Source organism: Pseudomonas sp. ANT_J28, from assembly GCF_008370005.1.
Taxonomy (GTDB): domain Bacteria; phylum Pseudomonadota; class Gammaproteobacteria; order Pseudomonadales; family Pseudomonadaceae; genus Aquipseudomonas; species Aquipseudomonas frigoris.
On sequence record NZ_VOBM01000027.1, the window covers coordinates 43079 to 58083 of the forward strand.

General features: G+C 60.4%; 11 protein-coding genes. 3 read left to right on the plus strand and 8 right to left on the minus strand.

From position 1 onward, the window contains the following. Nucleotides 1-30: 30 nt before the first annotated feature. Nucleotides 31-2040: a DNA helicase Rep gene (gene rep, locus FQ187_RS19245; RefSeq protein WP_149630688.1), complete on the minus strand. Its 2010-nt coding sequence runs from the start codon at nt 2038-2040 to the stop codon at nt 31-33. Between the two features lie 263 nt (nt 2041-2303). Between rep and FQ187_RS19250 the strand changes: the two genes are divergently transcribed. Then, complete coding sequence (locus FQ187_RS19250) at nt 2304-3977, plus strand: bifunctional diguanylate cyclase/phosphodiesterase (RefSeq protein WP_149630689.1); 1674 nt, start codon at nt 2304-2306, stop codon at nt 3975-3977. A 90-nt stretch (nt 3978-4067) separates the two neighbouring features. Here the strand turns inward: FQ187_RS19250 and FQ187_RS19255 are convergent, their stop codons facing one another. Beyond that, nucleotides 4068-5468 carry a NorM family multidrug efflux MATE transporter gene (locus tag FQ187_RS19255; protein WP_149630690.1) on the minus strand — a complete coding sequence of 467 codons (1401 nt, stop codon included), beginning with the start codon at nt 5466-5468 and terminating at the stop codon, nt 4068-4070. A 153-nt stretch (nt 5469-5621) separates the two neighbouring features. On the opposite strand from FQ187_RS19255, the gene FQ187_RS19260 reads away from it, so the two are divergent. Together FQ187_RS19260 and FQ187_RS19270 are read left to right on the plus strand one after the other, a co-directional pair. Then, complete coding sequence (locus FQ187_RS19260; RefSeq protein WP_149630691.1) at nt 5622-6542, plus strand: LysR substrate-binding domain-containing protein; 921 nt, start codon at nt 5622-5624, stop codon at nt 6540-6542. A 183-nt stretch (nt 6543-6725) separates the two neighbouring features. Continuing rightward, entirely contained in the window at nt 6726-8702 is a 1977-nt protein-coding gene (locus tag FQ187_RS19270) for a methyl-accepting chemotaxis protein (protein ID WP_149630692.1), read from the plus strand. Between the two features lie 92 nt (nt 8703-8794). Here FQ187_RS19270 and FQ187_RS19275 read toward each other — a convergent pair whose 3' ends face one another. Genes FQ187_RS19275 through FQ187_RS19300 form a run of 6 tightly spaced genes read right to left on the minus strand, consistent with a single transcriptional unit; the run spans nt 8795 to nt 15004 of the window. Next, nucleotides 8795-10228: a VWA domain-containing protein gene (locus tag FQ187_RS19275; protein WP_149630693.1), complete on the minus strand. Its 1434-nt coding sequence runs from the start codon at nt 10226-10228 to the stop codon at nt 8795-8797. Nucleotides 10229-10284: 56 nt separating this feature from the next. Continuing rightward, nucleotides 10285-10791 (minus strand): hypothetical protein, encoded by a 507-nt coding sequence (locus FQ187_RS19280; RefSeq protein WP_149630694.1) that lies wholly within the window; start codon nt 10789-10791, stop codon nt 10285-10287. Between the two features lie 4 nt (nt 10792-10795). Beyond that, entirely contained in the window at nt 10796-11527 is a 732-nt protein-coding gene (locus tag FQ187_RS19285; RefSeq protein WP_149630695.1) for a hypothetical protein, read from the minus strand. A gap of 34 nt (nt 11528-11561) precedes the next feature. After that, nucleotides 11562-13106 (minus strand): SUMF1/EgtB/PvdO family nonheme iron enzyme, encoded by a 1545-nt coding sequence (locus FQ187_RS19290; RefSeq protein WP_149630696.1) that lies wholly within the window; start codon nt 13104-13106, stop codon nt 11562-11564. After that, a complete protein-coding gene (locus FQ187_RS19295; RefSeq protein WP_149630697.1) occupies nt 13096-14319 on the minus strand; it encodes an ABC transporter permease in 1224 nt (407 codons plus the stop codon). The genes FQ187_RS19290 and FQ187_RS19295 overlap by 11 nt, the downstream gene beginning before the upstream one ends. Then, nucleotides 14303-15004 (minus strand): ABC transporter ATP-binding protein, encoded by a 702-nt coding sequence (locus FQ187_RS19300; protein ID WP_149630698.1) that lies wholly within the window; start codon nt 15002-15004, stop codon nt 14303-14305. The genes FQ187_RS19295 and FQ187_RS19300 overlap by 17 nt, the downstream gene beginning before the upstream one ends. Nucleotide 15005: the final 1 nt, after the last annotated feature.

Genomic DNA, 15005 nt, shown 5'->3' on the forward strand with positions numbered 1-15005 from the left:
CGCCTAAGGCCGGTTAAAAAGTAGTCGATTCTAGCGCTTTAACATCGCGCGTATATCCGCCAGTGCCGTATTACCGCGAACAGCTTTGACTTCAACGGGCGTGTCGTCGTTGCCTTCCCAGGCCAGGTCGTCCGGCGGCAGTTCATCAAGGAAGCGGCTCGGTGCGCAGTCGATGATCTCGCCGTATTGCTTACGCTTGGCGGCGAAGGTGAAGGCCAGCGTCTGACGCGCGCGGGTAATTCCGACGTAAGCCAGCCGACGTTCTTCTTCGATGGTGTCGGCTTCGATACTGGAACGGTGCGGGAGGATTTCCTCTTCCATGCCCATGATGAACACGTAAGGGAATTCCAGACCTTTGGAGGCGTGCAGGGTCATCATCTGCACACCTTCGGCACCGTCTTCCTCTTCCTGCTGACGTTCCAGCATGTCGCGCAGGACGAGTTTGCCGATGGCGTCTTCGACGGTCATCTCGCCTTCTTCGTCTTTTTCGAGGGTGTTCTTCAACGCCTCGATCAGGAACCAGACGTTACCCATGCGGTAATCGGCAGCCTTGTCGCTGGAGCTGTTGGTGCGCAGCCAGTTCTCATAGTCGATGTCCATGACCATGCTGCGCAGCGCCGAGATCGGGTCTTCGCCAGCGCATTGCTCGCGGACCTTGTCCATGAAGCGCTTGAAGCGCGACAGTCGATCGGTGAAGCGCGTATCCAGATGCTCGCCCAGACCGATTTCGTCGGTGGCGGCGTACATTGAGATTTTGCGTTCGGTGGCGTAGTTGCCAAGCTTTTCCAGCGTGGTCGAACCGATCTCCCGGCGTGGGACGTTGATCACCCGCAGGAAGGCATTGTCGTCGTCCGGGTTCACGATCAGGCGGAAGTAGGCCATCAGGTCTTTCACTTCCTGACGTCCGAAAAAACTGTTGCCGCCGGACAGGCGATACGGAATCTGGTGGTGTTGCAGCTTCAGCTCGATCAGCTTGGCCTGGTAGTTACCGCGGTACAGAATCGCAAAATCGCTGTAGGGCCGATCCGTGCGCAAGTGCAGGGTCAGCAGTTCCACAGCCACGCGTTCGGCTTCGGCGTCTTCGTTGCGGCAACGGATCACGCGGATCTCATCGCCGTGACCCATCTCGCTCCACAGCTGCTTTTCGAATTCGTGCGGGTTGTTCGAGATCAGCACGTTGGCGCACCGCAGGATGCGGCTGGTGGAGCGATAGTTTTGCTCCAGCATCACCACTTTCAGGGACGGGTAATCGTCCTTGAGCAGCATCAGGTTTTCCGGCCGCGCGCCGCGCCAGGCATAGATCGACTGGTCGTCGTCACCGACCACGGTGAACTGGTTGCGTATGCCGATTAGCAGCTTCACCAGCAAATACTGGCTGGCGTTGGTGTCCTGGTATTCGTCCACCAGCAGGTAGCGGACTTTGTTCTGCCATTTTTCGAGGATGTCGGCGTGTTCCTGGAACAGCTTCACTGGCAGCAGGATCAGGTCGTCGAAGTCCACCGCGTTGAACGCCTTGAGCGTGCGCTGATAGTGGGTGTAGACGATGGCTGCGGTCTGTTCCTTGGGGTTGCGCGCGTTTTCCAGGGCTTCGGCGGGCAGGATCAGGTCGTTTTTCCAGGAGCCGATCATGTTCTTGATCTCGTCGACGCCGTCGTCGCCCGAGTATTCCTTCTGCATGATGTCGGTCATCAAGGCTTTGACATCGGTCTCGTCGAAGATCGAGAAACCTGGCTTGTAGCCCAGCCGCACGTGTTCCTTGCGGATGATGTTCAGGCCCAGATTGTGGAAGGTGCAGACCGTCAGGCCGCGGCCTTCGCCGCCCTTGAGCAAGGTGCCGACCCGTTCCTTCATCTCGCGCGCGGCCTTGTTGGTAAAGGTCATGGCGACGATGTACTGGGCGCGGATGCCGCAGTTCTGGATCAGATGGGCGATCTTGCGCGTGATCACACTGGTCTTGCCGGAGCCTGCGCCGGCGAGCACCAAAAGAGGGCCGCCGACGTAGCTCACGGCTTCTTGCTGCCGGGGATTGAGTCGGGACATACGAAATCAGGGCGTCGTTTGCGAAATGGGCCGGCATTTTAACAGGCTCAGCGAATTGTGCTGCTCTCTCCGACTTGTGACGCAATACGCTATCTATATTTGCCGGTTTTGATACTTTCACGCAGGATGCGCGGTGAGTTTGCGTCTAATGTTCGTAATTCCGGATACAAAGCCGCGTTTGATAACCGAGGTCATTTGGTCATTGGTTACCGGCGCTGCATAATGCCCGCCGCCTACATCTTTGCAGAGTCTAGGGAGCTAGCTTGTCTACGCCTGTCGAACCCTTGCGTTTGCTGCTACTGGCCGAAGAGCCAGCGTGGGCAGCGTTGTTGCGCGAGTGTCTGGCTCCGATGGGGAGCTCGACCGTGCTGATCAGCGCGCCGAGCTGGGAGTCGGTCAGCAGTCTGTTCGATGACAACCGCAGTGCGGTGTTGTTGACGATTCCAGCGCTTCAACCTCTACCTGGCCGTTGCAGCCTGCCGACGGTATTGCTGCTCGAGCACGAACCACTGTCGCCGCCCGATGGGGTGAGCGACTGGCTGGTACGCGATCACCTTGATCCCGGCATGTTGCGCCGGTGCCTGCGGCATGTTCGCGAGCGTGGCGTGCTGGAAAACACCCTGCAGCGCCTGGCCGAGCAAGACCCGCTGACCGGCATCGCCAACCGCCAGGGTTTCCAGACCTTGCTGGCGGCACGCCTGGCGGAAAACGACGGCCGCGGCCTGGCCCTCGGTCACCTCGACCTCGACAACTTCCGTCACGCCAACGATGCCCTCGGCCACCAGGCCGGTGACCGGTTGATCCTGCAAGTGGTCGCGCGGCTGAAAAGCCAGCTTGAGGCCGGCGATCAACTGGCGCGACTGGGCAGTGATGAGTTCGCCCTGCTGATCGACACCCGCCGCGCGCCTCAGCGCGCCGAATGGATGGCCGAGCGCATTACCGAAGCGCTGGCCGAGCCTTACTGGGTCGACGGCGAAAGCCTGTTGATCGGTTCCAGCCTCGGTATTGCTCACGCCCGGGCCCAGGCCGGCGCCGATCCGCTGATGTGGCACGCACACATCGCCATGCAACAAGCCAAAAGTACTCAGGGCTGTACCTTTCACATCTTCAACGAACGCATCAACCGCAACGCCCGCAGCATAGCCGACCTCGAAAGCGAGTTGCGCCGGGCGTTGCGCCGGGATGAACTGGAACTGCATTACCAGCCACGCCTGAACCTTGAGGACGGGCAGATCGTCGGCCTCGAAGCCTTGGTGCGCTGGCGTCATGGCGAGCGCGGCTTGCTGCCACCCAGCGAATTCGTGCCGCTGGCCGAGCAAAGCGGCTTGATCGTGCCGCTGGGTTACTGGGTGATTTCACGTGCCTTGCGCGATATGCAGGCGTTGCGCGAACGGGGTTTGCCGGCGTTGCACATGGCGATCAACCTGTCGTTCCGGCAGTTTCAGGACAGCCAGTTACTGTCGACGTTGAGTCGGTTGATTGCCGATCGCGGTGTCGAGGCGCAATGGCTGGAATTCGAACTGACCGAAACCGCGGTGATGCGCCGCAGCGATCTGGTGAAGCAGACCATGGATGCCCTCGGACGCCTGGGGGTGCGCTTCTCGCTGGATGACTTCGGCACCGGGTTTTCGTCGTTCGTGCACCTCAACAGCCTGCCGATTGCCTTGTTGAAGGTCGACAAGAGCTTTGTCGGTGGCATGGAGGAGCGGGAAGAGAATCGCAAACTGGTCCACGCAATGATCAACCTGGCGCACAACCTCAATCTTGAAGTGGTCGCCGAAGGCGTAGAAACGCCGGAGCAACTGGATCTGTTGCGCGGGTTTGGCTGCGACCAGGTGCAGGGATATCTGATCAGCAAGCCGTTGCCATTGGCGGAGCTGGTTGAATACCTAACCTTCGGCAGCAGCCAACAGCCTGCACAGGAAGTCGTGAACTAAGTGGGAGCGGGCTTGCTCGCGAAAGCGGTATGTCAGTCAAAATGATGTCGACTGACACGCCCCCTTCGCGAGCAAGCCCACACATTGATCTCATTCTGTCTGGACGGTCCCGAAGTTCTGTTCTGGCGCCGGTTCGCGTCTGATCATCAGCTTCATCTTCCACTCAAACGCCCACGTCAGGCTCACCGCCGCGCACGCCAATCCCAGCGCCAATCCCCACCAGACCCCCGTCGGTCCCCAATTCAAATGGAAGGCCATCCACCAGGCAGCCGGCGCGCCAATCAGCCAATAGCACCCCAAGCCCACCAGGAACGTGGTCTTGGCATCCTTGAGCCCGCGAATGCAGCCCATGGCGATGGTTTGCGTGCCATCGAACAGCTCGAACCACGCGGCGACCGCCAACAGGCTCACGGCCAGGTTGATAACGTCACGAAACGCCGGGTCGTTATGGTCCAGGAACAAGCCGATCAACTGATTCGGCAGGAACCAGAAGACCATGGCAAAGCCCAGCATTGACGCCGCGCCAAAGGCGATCCCGACCCGTCCGGCCAGACGTGCATCCAGCAACTGTCCGGCACCGTAATGCTGGCCGATGCGCATGGTGATCGCATACGAAAGCCCCGCCGGAATCATGAACGCCACCGAAACAATCTGCAGGGCGATCTGGTGCGCCGCCAGTTGCGTACTGCCCATGGTGCCCATGCACAGCGCGGCGAAAGCAAACAACCCGACTTCCACCGCGTAGGTGCCCCCGATGGGCAGGCCGAGGCGCCACAGCTCTTTCAAATACTGACGGTTCGGACGCGATAGCCCTTGGCGCAATGGATAAGCGTCGTAAGCCGGATGCCGACGGATGTGCAGCGCCAGCGCCACGGCCATCAGATTGGCGACAATAGCGGTGACCAGCCCGATGCCCACCAACCCCATTTTTGGCAGACCGAACATCCCTGTGATCAACGCATAGTTGAGCAGGAAGTTGGCCACGGTGCCGCCGAGGCTGATGACCATCACCGGTGTTGCCCGGCCGATGGCGCTGGTGAAGCCGCGCAGGGCCATAAAGCTCAGGTAGCCGGGCAGGGCGAACGGCAGGATCAGCAGGAACTGCCCGGCCGCGTGGACGTTGGTTTCGGTCTGGCCGAATAGCAGCAACACCGGCTTGAGGTTCCACAGCAGCAGCCCGGCCACCAGCGCCATCAACCACGCCAGCCATAACCCGGCCTGGGTCAGCCTTGCGGCGCCGACGATGTCGCCGGCACCCTGACGGATTGCCACCAGGGTGCCGACCGCGGCGATCACGCCAATGCAGAAGATCGACACGAACGAGTAAGTTGCTGCGCCCAGACCGCCACCGGCCAGCGCCTCTGGACTCAGGCGCGCCATCATCAAGGTGTCGGTGAGGACCATCAGCATGTGCGCCAACTGCGAGGCAATCAACGGCCCCGCCAGCCGCAGGATGGCCCAGAGTTCGGTACGTGCTGGATGCATGGTCATCACGCTCGATAATTAAAGAGGGACAGGAAAGCGTCGATTCTCGGCGCTCTACGGGGTTTGCACAAAGGGATAAAAAGGATGGGTTGCATGATTCAAACTCATGCTGGGGAGTTTCTGCTAGGGTGACCGAGTCCCGCTATAGGAGCTTTCCGAATGTCCCGTCGTCTTCCTCCCTTGTATGCCCTGCGCGCATTCGAAGCGGCGGCGCGGCATAGCTCGTTTACCCGTGCGGCCGAAGAGTTATCGATTACTCAAAGTGCGGTCAGTCGGCATATTCGTACGCTCGAAGAGCATTTTGCCTGTCGGCTGTTTCACCGCAGCGGACGCAATCTGCAATTGACCGAATCGGCGCGGTTGATCCTGCCCGGCATTCGCGAAGGCTTCACCGCCCTGGAGCGGGCCTGCAATACCTTGCGCGCCGAAGATGACATCCTGCGCATGAAAGCGCCGTCGACCCTGACCATGCGCTGGTTGCTGGCACGACTCAGCCGATTTCGGCACCTGCAACCGGGCAACGAGGTGCAATTGACCAGCGCCTGGATGGACGTCGACTCGGTGGACTTCAACCATGAACCGTTCGACTGCGCCATCATCCTCAGCAACGGAAATTTTCCGCCGGACTGGGAGGCGAGTTTCCTGTTCCCGGAAGAGCTGATTCCAGTCGGTGCGCCGAATCTTCTGCAGGATCAACCGTGGGATGTTGCACGGCTGGCCAATGCCGAACTGTTGCACCCGACGCCGGATCGTCGCGACTGGCGCAGTTGGCTGGAACGCATGGGGCTGGCGGATCAGGTGTCGCTCAAGGGCGGGCAGGTATTCGACACGCTGGAACTGGGCATGATCGCCGCCGCCCGAGGTTATGGTGTGTCCATGGGCGATCTGCTGATGGTGGCGGAAGATGTGGCTCAGGGACGTCTGAGTCTGCCGTGGCCGACGGCCGTCGCCAGCGGTGAGAAATATTACCTGGTCTGGCCGAAAACCCGCCCCGGAGGTGAACGTTTGCGCAGGCTCAGCGACTTCCTGCAAGGCGAAGCCCGAGCAATGGAATTGCCCGACGTTCAACACTTGGGCTGAATCGATAGAGCCGTCGCAATGGCGGCCTTGAGCCATATCCCCGTTATTTACTCAAGTATTCAGATTCTCCGCCGAAAATGCAGATGGAACCTTCGTGCAGGTTCGACGCAATTCCCATTATTAGAATTTTGCTGAGTGTGCAGCCAGATCAAGGAGGATCCGGTCGCTCGGCCAGGAGCTGTCATGTCTCAACCTCGTGCCCGGATCGCCTCACAGCTTGGTCTTGCGCTTGCCGTGATACTGGCGATTGTCATCAGCGGCAGTACCGTGTTCGCCCTGCGCTCGCTGGATACCGCCAACCTCGCCACCCGCGAAGAACACCTGGCCAGTGAAGCCCGGTTGCTGGCCGATCAGTTGAGTACCTTTCACGGCACGTTGCGTGAAAGTACCCAGCGCCTGAGCGGTCTGTTCGAGAAGCGCTTCAGCGCCGGTTTGAGCGTGCATCCGGACGAACCGGTGGCCGTGGCGGGCGCTCAGACCCCGGGCCTGCACCTGGGCAACGAAGTGTTGAACAACAATTTCAAGGAAGTGGACGAGTTCAAGCAAATGACCGCCGGCGTTGCGACGGTGTTTGTGCGCAGCGGCGAAGACTTCATTAGGGTCAGCACGTCCCTGAGCAAACAGGACGGCACCCGAGCCATCGGCACACTGCTCGATCACGCGAATCCGGCCTATGCCCGCTTGATGGCGGGGCAGGCCTACGTCGGTCGTGCCTTGCTGTTCGAACGCTCCTACATGACTCAGTACACCCCCGTACGTGACAGTGGCGGTAAGGTGATTGCTGTTCTGTTCGTAGGATTCGACTACACAGACGCGCAGAACGCGCAGTTTGCCAACCTCAAGCGCTTCCGTATCGGCCAGACCGGTTCCCTGGCGCTGCTGGATGAACAGAGCAAATGGCTGGTGCCGATCGCGGGCGTACAAGCGCTGGATCAAGCCGTCCCGGCCATCGTCAGTCTGGCGAAAACGCCGGGCAAGGGCGAGTTCTGGAGCGACAAGTCCGAAGATTTCTACAGCATTGCCGTACCGTTTGAAGGCGGCCCATGGTCGGTCGTGGCGAGCATGCCGAAAACCGAAATTCGTGCCGTGACCTGGAGTGTCGGCATTCAATTGGCGATTGGCAGTCTGCTGGCGATGTTGATCGCGGTGGGTTCGGCGGTCTGGTTGCTGCGCAGCAAACTCGCGCCGCTGGGTGATCTGGTGCGTCAGGCGGAAGCCTTGGGCGCCGGTGATTTGAGCGTGCGGCTGAACGTGTCGAGCAACGACGAAATCGGTCAGTTGGCCCGCGCGTTCAACCAGATGAGCCAGGCGCTGTCGACCATGGTCGAGCACATCCGCAGGGCCTCGCAAGAGGTCAACAGCCGCGCCCAGGCCTTGTCCGGTCTTTCCGGTGGCGCCTATGAAGGGATGGAGCAGCAGTCGGGCGAAATCACCAGCATGGCCGGCGCCGTGGAAGAGTTCAGCGCCACCTCCCTGAACATTGCCGACAACATGGGCAACACTCAGCGTCTGGCTCAAGAAAACGCACAGCAAACCCAGATCGGTCGTACGTCGATGGACGAAGCGTCCTCGTCCCTGGAACAAATCGCAGGTGCGCTGAACAGCACGGCGACGGTGATCAATACCTTGGGTCAGCGCTCCCAGGAAATCGGTGGCATCGTCGGTGTGATTACCTCGATTGCCGATCAAACCAACCTGCTGGCGCTCAACGCCGCCATCGAAGCCGCTCGTGCCGGTGAGCAGGGGCGTGGTTTCGCCGTCGTGGCCGATGAAGTTCGCAACCTGGCTTCGCGTACCCGCCAGGCGACAGATGAAATTTCCGGAATGATTCAAAGCATCCAGCAGGAAACCGGCAACGCCATCAGCACCATGGAACAAGGCAATGTGTTGATGCAGGAAGGCCTGTCACGCAACGCCAACGTCGCCAGTGCCTTGGCGCGGATCGATGAGCAAAGCCATTCTGCCGGTCAGCAATTCGCGGCGATCACCACCGCCACTCAAGAACAGAGCAGTACCGCCACCTTGCTCAGCAGCAACCTGCAAAGCATTGCCCTGGCAAACAGTGAGCAGCGCGAAGTGGTGTCCAATCTGGCGATCACCGCCAAAGAGCTGGAGAAGCTGGCGGCGGATTTGCGGCATGAGGTTGACCGGTTTCGTTGAGGCGTTGCTGAAATCGTCTTCGCGAGCAAGTCGGATCGCCGCTCCCACTTGCTCGCGAATGGGGTCACCTCAATTCAGGATCTGTTCCCAAGTCAGTTGCACTTGGCATTGCTGGATACTTCCTTGCTCGCCTGTTTCAACTGGTTACTCAACTCAGCCGCGTTGGTGCTGTTGTAAACCCGACCTCCGGTGTTTTCAGCGATACAGCGTGACGGGCCGCCAGCACCGATTTTCACCACGTTGACCCGCAGGCGCGGTTGTTCCCTGGCGATTCGACGGGATACCGCGCAAACGTCCTGCCCGCAACCGTCTTCTCCGTCGACGAACATCACAATAACCGCATCGTTATTGCGCCCGTCGACGGTACTCGCTGCGCGGGCCAGGCTGTCGGCCAGCGGTGTGCCGTCGTCGGGAACCAGACCTCGAATCCCGTTGATCAGCCGCGGGCGGTCGCCGAACTTGAACACACCTCGGTCCGGTGTTCTTTCACAACCGGCGAAGGTGATCAGGCGTGTGTCGATCTTCGGGTCCAGCCCGTTGATCATGCTGGCCAGCGAGTCCTTGGCGACGTCCATGCGGCTGGGTTTGGCGGTGAGCCGCATGGTGCGGTTCGGGTCCAGGAGCTTGTTGAGGTCACTACCGAAGAACCAGTCCTCGTCGGCTTTCACTGACTTGATGTTCAAGTTCATCGAACCCGAGGTATCGAGCACCACCACGAATTGCGGGATCTCTGCATTCGGCGCATTTTTACGGCATGCGAAGTTGTCCAGCGTCGGGGCCGGTGGCGGGGGTGGTGGTGGGGCAGCCACTACCGGTTTTGGTGGTGGAACCGGTTTGGGTGGCGGGACCGGCTTGGGTTCCGGTACCGGTTCTGGCGTGGGTTCTGGTACCGGAGCAGGTTTCGGTTCCGGTTCCACAACAGGCTCGGGGACAGGCTCAACCGGTTTCTCAACCGGCGTCACCACCGGCGCAACAGGCGCTACAGGCGGAACCACGACAACCGGCTCACGGTGCAGGAACCACCAGAGCCACAGCGCCAGAAGCAGCAACAGCAGCGCGAGCAAAGCCGCCGCGATCCACCAGCCACGACGCGATGGCGGCACGACCGGCACCACCGGCGGCACAATCGGTTTGGGCGAGCGCTGGTTCCAGCGCACCACCAAAGGCTCACCGTTGAGGCTGTAGAGTTTGTCCAGCTCCGGCGTGCCGAGCAGGCTGCGCAGGTCTTGCGCTTCCGTCGGTTGACCGCGTTTTTGCAGTTCGTCCGCCAGCTGTCCGAGGGACGTCTGACGCACTTCATAGGTTTCCAGCAAACGTCGTTGCGCGTCCTCGTTGAGGTCGGCGTAGGGCGTGGGTTGGCCACCCAGTTCGGTCCACCATTCCAGCACGTCGCCGCTGCCCATCCGCGGGATGGCAAAAAGGCTGGCGACGGTCGGCGGAAAGTGTTTCTGGATGAGGGCGACTTTGGCTTGCAGCGCACTCATCCCCTCCGATGTGGCTTGCGCATCCCTGATGACCCGCTGCATGACGACGATTCCTGAAAAAGTGCAGGCATCCATCGGGATGCTTGCGGGGTGAAAAGTTACTCTTCGTAGCCGAGGCTGAATTGCAGCTGATTGACCTTCTTCTGCAACGTTTTCAGCTCTTGCTGCTTGGCCGCCAGCGTCGCTGGCGTTGATTTGGCCGTTGGCGCCGCTTGCGAAGCCTTGAGCTGCTGCTCAAGGGCGGCAATCTGCTTCTGCACCTGGGCTTCATTGCCACGCCGGGCCTTGAGCGAGGTCAGCAGTTGCGCCAGCGACTGATTCAGCGCCGCCTGGGATTTCCGCTGGCTGGCCAGATCGGTTTTGGTGCTGAGCTGCTGGGCCTGAATGTTCTCGTACACCTGACGGAACATTGCGTTTTGCTGCCGGGACTCGCTCAGGGCCAGTTCCTTCTGCTTGACCTGATCGCTGTAACCACCGGAGTAGTCGCAGTTCATCTTGGCCAGCATGCTGCTTTCGCGATTGGTCGCATCGCATTCGCCAGGGTTGGTCGCGCAACCGCTCAGGGCCAGGACGGCAGTGATGACCATCAGTTGTCTTAGCGTCATGTGCTTAGCCCAGGGTGATTGCGGAGCGTTGGCTGTACAGAGCGTCGACTTCCCTCTGCAGGGTGACGACTTTCTGGTTCATTTTCTGAATGTTCATGTCCACCTGCTTGATCTCGGCGCTGGTGCCTTGTGCACGCTCGGCGTCTGCCACTTTGCTGTACTCGGTGACTTTGATACGCATGTTTGCAAGGTCTTTACGCAGGCGCGCGATGTCCGAATCGATCCCGGCGATTTGCGCCTGAGCCCTGTTCTTGTCGACTTTCTTGTTGGCGATGTCCTTTTTGATCTGGGCGATTTGCGCCTGGTCATCATTGATCACATGCTGAGCGGTTGCGGTACGGGCGATCACGTTCTGCGTGTCTTGTTCGACGTCGCTGTTCATCTTCGCCAAACGGGTGGCGGTGTCGGCGTATTCACTGCGACGTTGATCCAGGTAATAGTTAGCGCCCATGGCCACGCCACAGGCGGTAATACCGGCGGCGATGACGCACACGGTTTTGTTGTTGCTGTTGGACAGCGCGCAAGCGAGGATGCCGACACCGGCGCCGACGGCGCAGGCCTGGTATCCGGACTTGCTGAAGAACTCTGCGTCATTGCCCTGGGTCAGGCGCGGGTCGGCACCCTCGCTTTCGTCGAGCATGGAGCTGCCGGTGTTGGCGCACCCGGTCATTAGCAGGCTGCCGGCGACAACGAAAGCGATCTGTAGCTTGAAGCGAGTCCAAAGGCTGCGCGACATGGGGAAACTCCTAGGTAACGGTGTTGACGCGTTGTTATTGAGAGACGGTTTTGCAGCTGGTCAGCCAGGCTTCAGTATCGATTTTCTGCTTTTGCAGGAACGCCTTCTGATTGGCCCAGTGGGTGCGCAAGTAAGGTTTGAGGTCTTGCAGCTGTTTGCTGCGGGTGATGATTTCTTCCATTACCGGGACTTGCGTTTCAAGCAGTGGCTGACCGTACAAGGTAGCCGATTCCACCAGGCTGCTGGCGTAGTAACGGCTGAGTTTGTGCAGGCGATCCTTTTGCTCGTCGAGCTTGGTTTTACGCATATCGCAACTGGCATCTTTGTCTGCGCTTTCGCAGTTGAGCTTGTAGTTCTTTTGCAGGAAATCCACGTACTGGCCGTCGTCGAGCATCTTGGTGCACAGGAACGCACCCAGGTTGAGGCTGGCGCGGATCGCCTGGTCGCGGGTTTCTTCCTGCTGCTGGTTGCTGGCACGCAGCTGGTTTTCCAGGGCCTGGAGTTTTTCCTTGAGCGCTTTGTCTTCAACGCCCGAGGCGAGGTTGTTCAGGGATTGTACGGTGCCTTTGTCGGCGGATTCGGTTTCCTTGCTGCCGGTGCCGAGTTTCTTCCAGCTGCTTTCGATGCTGGCGACCCGCTCGCGAGAGGTGAGGGTCGGTGAGACCATGACCAAGCGCAGGCCGGTGGTTTTGTTTTTCACCTGGCCTTCGGCGTTGTAATAAGGCTCTTCCTTACGCAATGCCGTACGCAGGTCGGCCTGCGCGGTCAGGTAGTTGCCGCCACGGACGACGTAGCCGCCGGCCTGACCGTGCTGGCGGTCGAGTTTGTTCAGGCGAAACGGCTCGAACATCATTTCGTCGACGTTACCGAGCATGTCATGCAGGCCCAGCGGGTTGGGCTTTTGCAGTCCGGTCAATTGCACTTTGCCGTTGGACGATTGAGCCCCGGCGAACCACTCATAGGCGTTGATGCCTTCCGGCATCGGGTAGTGTGTGTCGCGGAATTCAGCGGCACCGACTTCCAGCCCGCCGCGCGCGGCGAACTCCCACTCGACTTCGGTCGGCAGGCGCAGGAAACCTTGCGCGCCGTCTTCCTTGGGCAGCTTGCCGGCGGCGTTTTTGCGCAGCCACAGGTTGTACTTGTCGGCGGCTTCGATGGCTTGCACCCAGCTCACCGCCGTTTGCGGCAAGCGCATCTTGGTGGCTGCGGTGGGGCAGGTTGCTTCGGTCAGCGCGGCGTATTGCAGTTGACTCATCTCGTATTTGGCCATCAGGTAGTAGCGGGATTTGTCGTTCTTGGCCCCGGTAAAACTGCCGGCGATAAAGGTCGGACGGGTCTGTTCGACGTAGCCGTATTCCGCACCGTCCTGACCGATGTTGATCGGGTAGTCATCCAGCGGACCGGCGACCGGGATGAACACCTTGCGGAACACCATCGAGCCTTCACAGGGCATCGGTAGCACGACGTCGCTAGCCTCGGGCATCGGGTTGTAATACTTCTCTTCCCAGCCCGCCGCTGAGGCGTCGAGCACGTAGCCGAGGCTCAGGGGCAACAGCAAGCCAAAACGTTTATAGCTCACGCAGACTCTCCGCAGGTTGGATGTTGATGGCTCGCAGGGCGCCGATCACGGCCACCAATGCAGCGACCAAAAAGGTCAGGAGCAGGGCGGCAACGCCGTGCCAAACAGTGATGTGGCAAACGAAGGTACCGGTGGCCTGGCTGCTGCCGAGCAAGTAGTCGAACAAATGACTGCCCACGGCATAAAACCCCAGCCCGCCAACGTAGCCGGCCAGACTCAGCGTTAGCGCTTGCAGGACCACGAAACCGCCGACGGACCTGCGTTTGAAACCCAGCAGACGCAGGACCGCCAGGCTTTTGCGTTTACGGTCGATGTTGGCCAGGAACGCGCCGACCATCGATGCCACGCAGCCGATCAACGCCGCCACGGCGATCACACCGAAGATCAGCCCCAGCACATGGTTGATGGCTTTGACGTTGTCGATGTCGGCCAGTCGGCTCGAGGTTTCGATGTGTTGTTCGTTGAGCCAGTGTTCCAGCGGCGCAACCTGATCGATGTCGCGCGCATACACGCGGGCGCGGGCATACAGCGGTTGCAGATTACCCTGAGGCTTGCCGGTGGTAACACCGAACTCACTGACCTGATAACCGTCGCGAAAACGCTCCAGATCGAGAAGCAGCGGCGGGGCGACAAACCCGGCGGCGCGACCGAAACGGGCACTGTCGAGCACGGCCAGTACCGTCAGCGTCATCTCGCCGCGTTCATTGACACCTTCCAGGCGGCGCAAGGCCCGCATCTGCACGCTGTCGCCGGCCTTGGCCTGCAAGCGTTGCGCTGCGCTGGCGCTGAGGATCACTTGATTGCCGACGGGATTGAGTGGCGCCAGGTTCAGTTGTGGGTCGCCCGGCTCGGTGGCGATGATTTCCGCACCTTCGACAAACCGTTGCATGCCGATCAGCAGGTCAGCCTGGGTATTGAGCGAGCGGGTCTGGCCGAGGGCAAAACCGGTCTCGGGGCGCAGGCGCAAACGCTCGATCCAGGCCGTGTCGTAGTTGCCGTTGCTGAGCATCTTCACTTCAAGGTTGCGCGGGTCACGCAGCAGTTCGTCCTGCAACTGGCTGACCACCCCGTGCTTGAGCCCGAACAGCAGCAACAGCGGCGCAATCACCGCCACCAGGGACGCGGCGATGCACAGCGAGACCTTGCGGTCGTGCCAGAGGTCTTGCAGCGCCAGTGAGCCCAGCAGGCGCAAGCGATCAGTCCATCGGTTCAAACAGAGTCTCTCCCTGATGGCTGATAGCGCCGAGACGCGGTAAGCCGAAATCTTTCAGCAAGGCCCAGTCATGGGATACAACGAGTGCACTCAGGCCCATGCTCGACACCAGGCTCAGGAGCAACTCGAACAAACGCCGGGCACTGTGAGGGTCGAGCGCGGCGGTCGGCTCGTCGGCCAACAGCAGCAGCGGTTCATGGGCAATTGCCCGAACGCAGGCAACGCGCTGGCGTTCGCCGATCGACAAGGCCTGAGGTTGTTTATCCAGCAACCCTTGCAGGCGCAACACGTCAACGGCGTGGTCGATGTGATCGCTCTTTGCCGGCATCCCGAGCAATCGGCGCGGCAGGCTGATGTTGTCCCGCACGCTCAGGAATGGCAGTAAGCCGCCGCTCTGCAAAATGAATCCCAAATGCCGTGAACGCACCGCTGCAAGAGCAGGCTGGTCGTCATTCGCCAGCAGTTGGGCGATATCTTGAGCGTGCGTCGGACCCAGCCGAAAGCGCTCGAGTTCCACCGGCGCGAGCAACAGGCCGATGGCTTCGAGCAACGTGCTTTTGCCACTGCCACTCTCGCCGGTGATGGCGAGGATTTCCCCGGCGCCGACCTGCAAGTTCGGCAGTCGCACGTGATGAGCCTGTGTGCCTTCACCACGGCGCACCAGCAGGTTCTTGATATCAAGCATG